Genomic DNA, 11,235 nt, shown 5'->3' with positions numbered 1-11,235 from the left:
TCTTCTCAACTGCAGTTCTATTATTTTATGGTATCAAAAAAGCGCTATTTAGCGTGCTGTGCTGTGCTGTGCTGTGCTGTGCTGTGCTGTGCTGTGCTGTGCTTAAGCCTTTTCCTTTCTGCATCCTTTGTCAATCCCTTTCGCGTAAAATTTACAAATTAAGTGTAGCATACTGAAAGGTAAATGACAATTCCTAAGTAAAGTTATCCAAATGTCAACCAACAGGCATATTTTATGGTTGACATTTGGATATATGCCATCTATAATGTTATCCAGTGGGTGCCATTTAATAGTTGACATTCAATTTGTTATCTGGAAGCGGATAGCTTAGCCCTGCTATCCGCTTCATATTTTTGTCAATCCCCCTTAACCTCATCCAATCAAGGGATGGCATCCATTGTACTTATATTATTTATTCAACAAGGAGAACACACATGAAAAACAAATTCACAACCGTGGAGATCACAATGATGGCTGTATTTGCAGCAATCTTATGCGTATCCGCATATTTAAGTATCCCAACTCCACTCCCAAATGCAGCACACATTACATTACTGAACTTTATGATCATGCTCATTGCACTGGTATTTGAAGTCCGCGACTCAACGATCATCGTTGCTTTATGGATGATCCTCGGTGCAGTCGGCGTTCCGGTATTTATCGGCGGTGGCTCCGGTATCGGTTATCTGACAGGAGTATTCGGTGGATATACATTCTCATTTATTATCGTTACTATCTTTGCAGGTCTGACAAAGGGTAAGAAATATAATCGTATCCGTTATACGATCATTGCTATTTTAACAGCAGCCCTCATTGATATCATCGGAATGTTATGGTGGAAATTCAACGGAAACTTAACTTGGAAAGTCGCTTTCCTTTCAGGCTTTGTTGCATTTATTCCACTGGATCTTGTAAAAGCTATTATCGCTGCACAGATCGTTCCATTATTCAAGAAACTGATGCCGGAAGCAAATGCAAATACAGGCGCAAAGAAAGAAGCAGCATAAAAATAAAATATTATATAGTTATAAAACAAGCAGGAATCCTTAAAAGATTTCCTGCTTGTTTTCATTATGAGGCATCCAGACACAACCTATTCTGAACGAACCCTTTTTTATTTCTTTCCGGCTTTTTTAGATTGCCTTAACCTTTACATTCTTGCTCAGTCCGCACTTACGGAAAAGCTTCTTATATGCGCTAAGCTTGCTCTTTGGTACTTTGACTGTTGTCTTTGAGGTGATACCGGCAAAGGTTTTCTTGCTCAGCGTTTTGGATGTCAGCTTGGTTGTTTTGATCTTTAAAACCTTTAAATCCCTGCTGTTAGCAAAAGCATATGATCCAATTTTCTCAACTGATGTTCCAAGGGTGATCGTCTTTAAAACTTTTGTTCCGGCAAATGCCTTGGATCCAATTGTTTTAATACTTCCTCCGATCACAATATTATTATTTCCATCATATTCAGAGAATGTTGCACCTGCAAATGCTCCAGAATCAATGGACGTCAGCTTATAAGTCTGATTTCCATATTTTATTCCTTTCATATTTCTTTTCCAGCCTTTTGTGCCGAAAGCACCTGCATTACTCCATACTCCAAGGGCTGCTGTCCGATTTCCGGCCTTTGTACTTGTAACACGGAAGATACAATATGGATGATTATATGTATCCTCAACAAAATAGGTTCCATTTTTGACTGGCTTTGTCTTTTTCTTTATGGACACCTTAAGATTTTTATCATACATAATTCCATCCGTTTCCATATTCTTTGGTACAATGATCTCTGTCAGTTTATTCTCCTCACAGACAATTCTCTGACATAATGGACTCGCACTTAAATCCAGTTTCGTTAACTTATTATCCGCGCAATCTACCCATACCAATGCATTATTATGACTGGTATCCAACTGGGTCAACTGATTCCTTGTACACTCCAGACTAACAAGCTGTTTATTATTTGTTAGACGCAGCTTGGTCAGTTTGTTATCGTTACACCACAGGCATTCAAGCTTTTCATTCTTATCAACATTTAATCCTGTAAGCTTATTACCTGAACAATACAGATATATAAGGTTAAGATTCTTGGTTAGATCAAGTTTCGTAAGTTTATTATTATCACAATTAATTTTAAATAATTTCGTATTTTTGCTAACGTCTAATTTGGTCAGTTTATTATCATAACACCACAGATTATTAAGTTTTGTATTTTTTGTAAGATCGAGCTTTGTCAATTTATTACCGCCACAATACAATTCCACCAATTTTGTATTCTTACGGAGATCCAGACCAGTTAAGTTATTGCTCTCACAATCTAATATCTCCAGATTTACATTTTTGCTGACATCTAATTTTGTCAGTTTATTGACATAACAGCGCAGCTCTTTTAATTTCGTTAATTTGGATACGTTCAATTCTTTTATGCCGTTACGACCACATTTTACGAATTCCAGTTTTGTATTTTTGTGCAGATCCAGTTTGGAAAGATCTTTCTGGCTTTCACATTCCAGACTTTTCAATTCTGTAAATACACCAATACCGGTCAGATCATTATAAACATATTCATTTCCAGCTTCATCATAATGCTCCAGTTTTATTTCAGTAACTTTCTTAATCTCCGCTTTTGATAATACACCATCTTTGTTTCGGTCAATGTTCTTAGAAATATATTTCCGAAATCCTTCATCCGGGAAATTCGTTGAATTGATCTTCACATCCCCCTGTGCTGCATCAACTTTCCGCATACCTGCATTACTAAATAACAGCGGTACTGCTACTAATGCCGCCAGTTCTCCGGCGATCAGCAGACGTTTTAATTTTGTCTGCAATGCCAATTTGTTCATTTGTTTTTTGTTTCTCATATTGTCTCTCCTTCCAATTTCTTCTTTTTACTCCGGGTTGACACAAGCGCAAAAAAGACCCGAAACAGGATAATCTTCCATTATCCTGTTCCAGGTCTTCTCAACTGCAGTTCTATATTTTATGGTATCAAAAAAGCGCTATTTAAGCGTGCTGTGCTGTGCTGTGCTGTGCTGTGCTGTGCTGTGCTGTGCTTAAGCCTTTTCCTTTCTGCATCCTTTGTCAATCCCTTTCGCAAAAAATTTACTAATTAAGTGTAGCACACCAAATGGTGAATGACAATTGTTAAAAACGTAGATTCTATATGTGATTCTATATGACATGTTTACTCAAAATGCATTTCATCCATATCCCAGTTTTCATAGAATTTTTTATTTTCATCTCTGAATCTTTCAAATAAAATAATATACGTTTCAACAATCTTCTGGAATACATTTTCCGCCAAAGATCCATCATAATCATGTGCAAGCTGATTCCTTATTTTCAACATCTCAACCCAGCGATCATCATCTATCAAGCGGTTCGTAAATGCTGTTTGTAAAACTTCCCGTGGTGAGCCAAGTGCAAAATTCGTAATTTCAAGTTTCTTCACCAGAATATCTTTCATTACTTTCCATGAAATATCAAACGTAAGATTGAAGTTCTGAATCGTTCCCTCCAGTACGAAATCCTGTTCCGGATCTGCATTTTGACTTTTTTTCAGATTGTTCAGGCAATTACAAAATGTACGATATCTGTTAATAAATTTGTTTTCCATATAAATCTATATCCTCCAATAATTGCTTATTCCTTATTGAGTCATAATCAAATATGTCTATCTTCCGAAGCGTTTCTACATCCTCCATATCCCGTTCCAATTTCAGTATATCCGGGCATCCATACACAACAAAATCAATATCGCTATACTCCGTTGCTGTTCCTGTGGCAAAAGAGCCAAACAATTTTAAATGCTTTATATTATTTTTTTTGCAAATTTCTGTTACTTTTTCAATAATCCGTTCAACCGGCATTACATTCATATCATTCTCTCCAAACCATGGCATTGCATGCAAGCATGTTAGCTCTCTTGCACTCATTATTTCGTGAGCATAGCTCACTCAATGCATTCTGCAAAATCAGCATCCTTGCGAGCAAACAATTTTGCATTCATTATATCATGCATGTAACAAAGTAGGAAATAAAAAATGGATATATCTACCTTATTATGGAAGATATACCCATTTTATCTTAATATTAAGCTTACAGATTCCGGTGCAGCAGACGATGTTCTTTTCCGGCAAGGAAATGATCGTACAACTGACGGACTGCCGGGTTCTCCTCGGAGAAACGGACATTGGAGCTTGCGTCTGCATTGTACATACCTTCCATACGGCTCCGTCTGGTTCTTGGGCCTGCGCCGGATGGCTGACCGCCACCCATGATACATCCACGTCTGCACGCCATAACCTCAACGAAATCATAGCTTGCTTCGCCGGATCGGATACGGTCAAGCAACCGTCCTGCATTTGCAAGACCATGTACAACTGCAATCTTCACTTCTCTGCCATCTAACTCGATCGTTGCTTCCTTCGTTCCTTCAAATCCCCGGACACCTGTATAACTGATCTCACGGATCGTGTTATAGGATTTGTCCTCCGCAAGACGACGGAGCACCGCTTCCGTTACACCACCTGTCGTTCCGAAGATCTTGCCTGCACCGGAAGCCACCGAAAATGGTGCATCTGCGGATTCATTTTCCAGTTCGGTAAACTGCAGTCCCATCTGCTTAATCATCCGCACAACCTCTGTCGTTGTGATGACATAATCGGTATCCTGTCTGCCATCCGTGAAATTATCCGGTCGGAGGATCTCTCCCTTCTTTGCTGTACAAGGCATGATCGATACAACCATCGTTCTCTTACCATCTTCTTTATCTTTCTCCGCAAAATAATCCTTGATCACTGCTGAGAACATTCCTTGTGGAGAACGGCAGGTTGACAGATTATCTGCAAATTCCGGATATTTTTCTTCACAATATTTGACCCATCCCGGACAGCAGGATGTGAATAACGGAAGCTTCTCATCCGATGCAAGACGCGCCGCAAATTCTTTGGATTCCTCCATAACCGTAAGATCGGCACCAAAGCTTGTGTCAAATACCATGTCAAAGCCCATGATACGAAGTGCTGATACCAGCTTACCAAAACAGTTCTCGCCCTTTGGTATACCGAAGTTATCTCCAACTGCCACGCGGACTGCCGGTGCGATCTGTGCAACCACCCGGATGGACGGATCTTCGATCGCATCCCAGATATCGGTTACATTGGTACGGATCGAGATTGCTGCGGTCGGGCAGACAACTGCACATTGTCCGCATCCTACACAGTCTGTCTCTGCAAGCGGCTTGTCAAATGCCGGCTGTACCTTCATTTTCGAACCACGGAATGCAAAATCGATAACACCAAGCCCCTGAATCTCATCGCAGGTACGCACACAGTCACCGCATAGGATACATTTATTTGGATCCCGGACGATAGACGGTGAACTCATATCGATCTTTTCTTCTTTTTTATTATTCAGGAAACGAACCGCATGCACACCAACCTTATAGGCAAGTGACTGGAGCGCACACATGCCATTCTTCTGACAGGTCGTACAGTCTCTGCAATGAGAGGATAACAACAGCTCGATAATAAGCTTTCTGTACTGCTGCACTTTCTTTGTATTCGTATAGATCACCATGCCCGCTCTCGGTGTCTCGGAGCATGCTGCAAATATTTTTCCTCTGTCATCTTCTACCACGCACATACGACATGCGCCATAGATGGATAATTCTGAATGATAACAGAATGTCGGGATGTCGATCCCTGCCTTTCGGATCAGAGACAGAACATTCTTCTCGCCCTCGATCGGCACTTTGATTGAATTGATCGTAATATAATCCATGTTCGTCTCCCTCCTTAATTCTCTGTATATACTGCATGGAACGCACAATTATCGATACATGCACCACACTTGATACATTTGGCTGTATCAATGACAAATGGTTTCCGGATCTCGCCTGTGATCGCACCGACCGGACAGTTTCTCGCACATTTGGAACAGCCCTTACATGCTTCCGGATTGATCTTATAGCGAACCAGTGCTTTACAGTTTCCGGTTCTGCATCGTTTGTCAACCACATGCTCGATGTATTCCTGACGGAAATTCTTCAGCGTACTAAGTACCGGAAGGGCTGCGCTCTTACCAAGTCCACAAAGGGCTGTGTCGGTGATCGCCTGTCCCAGTTCCTCTAACAGATCCAGATCCTCTAACGTACCATTTCCGGCAACGATCCGCTCCAGGATCTCAAGCATCCGCTTGGTTCCTTCACGGCATGGAACGCATTTGCCGCAGCTCTCGTTCTGTGTAAAGTTCATAAAGAAACGGGCTACCTCAACCAGACAGGTATTCTCATCCATAACAACCAGACCACCCGAACCGATCATCGCTCCTTTGCTCTTTAATGAATCAAAATCCAGACTGACCTCCAGATCATCCGTCACCAGACAGCCACCGGATGGTCCACCGATCTGAACTGCCTTTAACGGGATATCATCCTTTAAACCACCGCCGATATCATACACGATCTCACGCAGCTTTGTTCCCATCGGTACCTCGATCAGTCCCGTATTCTTTACACTTCCGGTCAATGCAAATGCCTTGGTTCCCGGACTTTTCTCCGGTCCGATCGACTTGTACCAGTCTGCACCATTTAAAATGATCATGGACACATTTGCATAGGTTTCTACATTATTCAGAACTGTCGGCTTGGCAAATAAGCCCTGCTCTACCGTTCTCGGCGGCTTGGTTCTCGGCATTCCGCGCTGTCCCTCGATCGATGCCGTGAGCGCACTTCCCTCTCCGCAGACAAATGCTCCCGCACCACGATTGATATGTATATGGAAAGAGAAACCGGAGCCTAAGATATTCTCACCAAGAAATCCCGCTTCCTCTGCCTGTGCGATCGCAGTCTTCAAACGGCTGACTGCCAGCGGATATTCTGCTCTTACATAGACATATCCCTCCTGCGCACCAACCGCATATGCAGCAATGATCATACCCTCTAACATCTTATGCGGATCGCCTTCCATCACGCTTCGATCCATGAACGCACCCGGATCTCCCTCATCACCATTGCAGACAACATATCGGATCTTCTCCGCCTGTCTGGCAACCTGCTGCCATTTGTATCCGGTCGGGAAACCACCGCCTCCACGTCCACGCAGATTGGAGTCACTGATGACCTGAATAACTTCCGAAGGCTCCATGGTAAATAACACCTTACGAAGTGCTTGATATCCACCGACCGCAAGATATTCATTGATATTTTCTGCATCGATATGTCCGCAGTTTTTCAGTACCAGTCTGGTCTGTTTCTTATAAAATGGAATTTCTTCCTGCTGTCTGTAGACAACACCATCCTTGTGATACATCAGACGCTCTACCGGTCTTCCGTGCAGGATCGTCTCGTTGAAGATCTCCTCGCAATCTTCTTCCTTTACTTTTATGTAGATATAATTATATGGCTCGATTCGCACAAGCGGCCCCATCTCGCAAAATCCATGACAGCCGCTTTTCTTCACGCCGACATGACAGGATTCTTTTATAACTGTATCCTCCGCCTCCGGGACAAATTCTACCTTCACGCCCTCCGACTGCTTCGCCATCTCGCAGAACCGGTCGTATATTTTCTGAGAGCCACCCGCCAGACATCCGGTTCCTGCACAGACAAGGATCCTGTGCGAATCCGCATGCAGCATCTCTTCTGCCTGTTTTACTGCTGCGTCAAGCTCTGATACATTTGTTATTCTATTCATCCGCACCCTCCTTCAATTCTGCTATCAATGCAGTTACCTTCTCCGGTGTCATAGCCGGATGAACAACATCGTTTACCGTCATGACCGGTGCGAGTCCGCATGCGCCAAGACATGATACTGTCTCTAATGTGAACATCATATCATCTGTTGTGTGTTTCTCTTTTGACAATCCAAGTTCTTTATACAATTGATTTAAGATATCCATGGATTTTCTGACATGGCATGCGGTTCCATCGCACACCTTAAGAATGAACTTTCCTTTTGCATCAAATGAAAAGTTCTCATAGAATGTTGCTACGCTGTAAGCTTTTGCCTCTGCGATATTCAGTTTGTCCGCCACATATCGTAATAATTCCGGCGGAAGATACTTATATTCACTCTGAATATCCTGAATGATCGGGATCAGAAATCTTGGCTCTGTCCCATATGCAGCAATAATCTTATCAGCCTCATCGTAGTAAGATTGTTCCAGCATGTATTACCCTCCGTGCTTTGCCCCATTGTTGGGAATTTTTATCAATACCTCATATACAGATGATAACATTTTTCAATAGGATTTGCACGAAGATTTTGGATTGAAAAATAAACCCCCGCCCGTCTCCGGCACGATGGTGGGTAGTGTTTCAACTCGTTGCACTTTCTATTCGCTTCATGCAACTATTTGTCAGCAGTCGCCCAAACTTGCCTTATCAGGCTCAGACATGGGCTTGATGCTGACAGTTAGCATGAATCTCATAACGAAAGTTCCACTGATGTTGAAAACACTACCCACCATCGTGCCGGAGACGGGCGGGGATTTTTATATTGCTAACATTTTACAATTAATAATTTCTCACCCGGTGTTACCTCGTCGCTTTCCAGATGGTTGATGGTTCGGATGGAATCCAGGCTGGAAAAATATTCTTTGGCAATAGACCAGATGCTGTCGCCTTCTTTTACAACATATCCAACCATACCCGGCATGGCTGCCTTCTTATTCCAGTCGATCGGCAGAATATTCATATCGGTAATGACATCCACAGAACCCGGTGCAAATACCGTAACATTCATATTGATCACCGCCTTGATCTCCACCTCATCGGAATTCAGCATCTGGGCTGTAATCTGATCAACGGATGGATTGATGCGGATCGAATCCTGATTGACAAATGGTACGGATTCCACCTGATAATTGAATGGTATCGCCGTTTCAATCTGCTGTAACGGCTTGCTATCCTCTGCTGATACATAGAGTATTTCAGCTTTTACCGCACCTGATATATCAATGCTGTCCTCTCCTGCTTTTACCTCATCGATCTCAACCGTTCCGGTTGCATATACGATCTGCAGGATCTTCGGGAAGCTGCTCTTGATTCGCTCTTTATGTACGACTTTTGTCTTGGCATTATTTTTTATCTGAAGATTCTCAAATGGAAACTGTTCACAGATCGTTTCTACATTTGCCGACGGAGAGAACATATCCCCGATGATAGAAAGCTCCATATCTTCGTAAATCTTCATATCTGTATGGAGATTATATTCAACCTGAAGCACGCGGTCTTCTCCGTCATTGTCCGCACGCACACTGACTTCTCCTTTTCCCATCGTAATGCGGTCATCCAGGATCATGCCTTCATTTGCTTCTTCACACGGGATCAGCCTCAAATTCCCGGCTCTCATTCAGATACTGCATTGGTACGCCGGGCTCCTCCGCCAGATAGATTACAAACAGGTCCATCTGTCCTTTCATATTTATTCCCCCATCTACAACCTTTGTCTCGATGCCATAGAAGGACACCCGGCTCCAAAGCACCCGACCGATGTTTGGTTTATTGGCAGCGATCTCGAAATCTTCTTTTACCTTCAATATATCTTTTACAGATGCCACATTATTGGTAAATGGAATCTGCTCATTCCTGCATTCGATTCCCGATCCGTTTAACAATCCGGTTGCCCCGGACAGCTCTACGGAATCCATAGCCCACAGTTTCATGCCAACCAGCCCGCGAACTTCAAATTTTCTTGAATTGATCATGGTTATGTACAGATCTTCCAGCACGCAGCTGACATCGACCTTATCACCGGCAAGTATGCCATCCATATTGATGGATTCCTCAAATGGAACATCACCCTCATAGGTTTCAAACCGAACATCTTCACCAACTGTCTGATACAGGACTTTAAATACAACTGTTCCTGATATCCGCACCTTATTCTCCAATGTCTCTACATCATCTAAAAGGACATTTCCTGTACTTGCAATGATCCGTTCCATATCGTCTTTTGCATCCGGTACATTAAAATCATCATTGATCGTAAACTGCGAATACTTAGAAGTCTTTAAAATCGTTGTACTGAGTTTATTTTTTACAAGTTCCATATGATACCCCCATACTATTTTCTAATTTTTAAATACAACCGGTGTCGTTGTCCGTGCAATCCGAAGAACTATATATGGATACGATACCGTATCCTTACTTACTGCATCTGATGGTGTCGCCGTCTGCCTGAGAACCGATTCGATGTAAATAGCATTTTCATCCATATACATCTTATCTACAACCACGCCAACATCATCCCGATTCTGCCTGCCGCTGCAGATCACAATATATGTGTAAGTGTTGTTTGAATATGTCAGATTAAACGGTTCTTCTTTTTTGCTGTTAATGACGCTCAACAACTCCTCCGGCAGCATGGTGTCGTCACAGATATCGTAAGTCAGCGCTTCACCATCTTCTTTCACCTTATAAAAACTGCATCCGGCAAACAAACTCAGCCCAACTACCACAGTCAACACCCCTGCCAGAATACGCAGCCATCTTTGTCCTCTCATCTCACCGCTCCCTTCACAATGTCATTTTTCGGCTCTATCTTTACCCTTGTCAATCTCTATACCATTATTTATATGTCCTGCTTTGCAAGTCTATGCATGGAAATTTTGCCGGAGCTCTTAGCCTGCCTTTTCTCATTTTTTCTTATTAATTTATATTTCAACGAAAAAAGTCCAAATACAGCATTTCTGCCATATCCGGACTTCTACTAAAATATACATGTTATCTGTTCTGCTTATGTTCTTATCCTATAATTGCCTTGATTTCAGCTTCACTCATTTCGGTTACATCCATGATCTGCTCTAAGGAATAGCCTTTCTTATGCATTTTGAGGATAATCTCCGATTTTCCAGCGGCTTCGCCCTTTGCATATCCCATTTCTTCTACGCCTTCACTCAGATTGCACATGATCTTCACCTCTTCCCTTATACTGCGTCTGTCTACCGGTATGTCATACTCTTGTTTCATCAGCTTTAATTTCTGTTCCGCCGTCATTGTCTGTGACAATAGCGTTCCAAGTAATCGATGCAGTTCATATTTTTCTTCTCTAGGTGGTATCTCCTTCGCCAGCCCGATCATCACGATGTTCAGAATATCCAGATTGCCTTTCCAATCCTGTTCGCCAAGCAAATCATCTTTTACCATATGAATATGACTCAGACTGTTCTCTTTCATATTCATACAGATCCAGATGGAATACACCTGTTTGATCTCGTTATAGTCAGAACCTGTAAATT

General features: G+C 42.3%; 10 protein-coding genes and 1 pseudogene. 1 reads left to right on the top strand and 10 read right to left on the bottom strand.

Features of this window, described 5'->3' with window-relative positions:
* Positions 1-434: 434 nt before the first annotated feature.
* Entirely contained in the window at positions 435-1,007 is a 573-nt protein-coding gene (locus DXA07_RS12855; protein ID WP_118484874.1) for a biotin transporter BioY, read from the top strand.
* Between the two features lie 126 nt (positions 1,008-1,133).
* On the opposite strand, the gene DXA07_RS12850 is transcribed toward DXA07_RS12855, so the two are convergent.
* From DXA07_RS12850 to DXA07_RS12805, 10 genes and pseudogenes are all read right to left on the bottom strand, one after another.
* Complete coding sequence (locus tag DXA07_RS12850; RefSeq protein WP_118484872.1) at positions 1,134-2,852, bottom strand: leucine-rich repeat protein; 1,719 nt, start codon at positions 2,850-2,852, stop codon at positions 1,134-1,136.
* Between the two features lie 323 nt (positions 2,853-3,175).
* Positions 3,176-3,607 carry an HI0074 family nucleotidyltransferase substrate-binding subunit gene (locus DXA07_RS12840; RefSeq protein WP_118484868.1) on the bottom strand — a complete coding sequence of 144 codons (432 nt, stop codon included), beginning with the start codon at positions 3,605-3,607 and terminating at the stop codon, positions 3,176-3,178.
* Positions 3,588-3,869 carry a nucleotidyltransferase domain-containing protein gene (locus tag DXA07_RS12835; protein WP_118484876.1) on the bottom strand — a complete coding sequence of 94 codons (282 nt, stop codon included), beginning with the start codon at positions 3,867-3,869 and terminating at the stop codon, positions 3,588-3,590. Before DXA07_RS12835 ends, DXA07_RS12840 begins: the two co-directional genes overlap by 20 nt.
* Positions 3,870-4,089: 220 nt before the next feature.
* Complete coding sequence (locus DXA07_RS12830; protein WP_118484866.1) at positions 4,090-5,775, bottom strand: [FeFe] hydrogenase, group A; 1,686 nt, start codon at positions 5,773-5,775, stop codon at positions 4,090-4,092.
* Positions 5,776-5,789: 14 nt separating this feature from the next.
* Complete coding sequence (locus DXA07_RS12825; RefSeq protein WP_242997321.1) at positions 5,790-7,631, bottom strand: NADH-quinone oxidoreductase subunit NuoF; 1,842 nt, start codon at positions 7,629-7,631, stop codon at positions 5,790-5,792.
* Positions 7,632-7,680: 49 nt separating this feature from the next.
* Positions 7,681-8,163: an NAD(P)H-dependent oxidoreductase subunit E gene (locus tag DXA07_RS12820; RefSeq protein ID WP_117822517.1), complete on the bottom strand. Its 483-nt coding sequence runs from the start codon at positions 8,161-8,163 to the stop codon at positions 7,681-7,683.
* 332 nt (positions 8,164-8,495) lie between these two features.
* Positions 8,496-9,332: an SPOCS domain-containing protein gene (locus DXA07_RS13625; RefSeq protein ID WP_243015455.1), complete on the bottom strand. Its 837-nt coding sequence runs from the start codon at positions 9,330-9,332 to the stop codon at positions 8,496-8,498.
* The gene (locus DXA07_RS13620; RefSeq protein ID WP_243015454.1) at positions 9,313-10,047 is read right to left on the bottom strand and encodes a DUF3794 domain-containing protein; all 735 of its coding nucleotides are present in this window, start codon (positions 10,045-10,047) and stop codon (positions 9,313-9,315) included. Before DXA07_RS13620 ends, DXA07_RS13625 begins: the two co-directional genes overlap by 20 nt.
* 21 nt (positions 10,048-10,068) lie before the next feature.
* Positions 10,069-10,500: a protease complex subunit PrcB family protein gene (locus DXA07_RS12810; RefSeq protein WP_008400482.1), complete on the bottom strand. Its 432-nt coding sequence runs from the start codon at positions 10,498-10,500 to the stop codon at positions 10,069-10,071.
* A gap of 241 nt (positions 10,501-10,741) precedes the next feature.
* A pseudogene (locus tag DXA07_RS12805) lies at positions 10,742-11,235 on the bottom strand (hypothetical protein); the annotation flags it as partial.

Source organism: Clostridium sp. AM54-37XD (genome assembly GCF_003478225.1).
Classification (GTDB): Bacteria; Bacillota; Clostridia; order Lachnospirales; family Lachnospiraceae; genus Coprococcus; species Coprococcus ammoniilyticus.
The sequence above is the reverse complement of the archived record's forward strand: the minus strand, read 5'-3'. Positions and strand labels throughout refer to the sequence as shown.

Bases quoted from the DNA above. Each gene is read 5' to 3' on its own strand.
- DXA07_RS12855 (WP_118484874.1), top strand. From the start codon at position 435: ATGAAAAACAAATTCACAACCGTGGAGATCACAATGATGGCTGTATTT.
- DXA07_RS12830 (WP_118484866.1), bottom strand. From the start codon at position 5,775: ATGGATTATATTACGATCAATTCAATCAAAGTGCCGATCGAGGGCGAG.
- DXA07_RS12820 (WP_117822517.1), bottom strand. From the start codon at position 8,163: ATGCTGGAACAATCTTACTACGATGAGGCTGATAAGATTATTGCTGCA.
- DXA07_RS12850 (WP_118484872.1), bottom strand. From the start codon at position 2,852: ATGAGAAACAAAAAACAAATGAACAAATTGGCATTGCAGACAAAATTA.
- DXA07_RS12810 (WP_008400482.1), bottom strand. From the start codon at position 10,500: ATGAGAGGACAAAGATGGCTGCGTATTCTGGCAGGGGTGTTGACTGTG.
- DXA07_RS12835 (WP_118484876.1), bottom strand. From the start codon at position 3,869: ATGAATGTAATGCCGGTTGAACGGATTATTGAAAAAGTAACAGAAATT.
- DXA07_RS13620 (WP_243015454.1), bottom strand. From the start codon at position 10,047: ATGGAACTTGTAAAAAATAAACTCAGTACAACGATTTTAAAGACTTCT.
- DXA07_RS12840 (WP_118484868.1), bottom strand. From the start codon at position 3,607: ATGGAAAACAAATTTATTAACAGATATCGTACATTTTGTAATTGCCTG.
- DXA07_RS12825 (WP_242997321.1), bottom strand. From the start codon at position 7,631: ATGCTGCATGCGGATTCGCACAGGATCCTTGTCTGTGCAGGAACCGGA.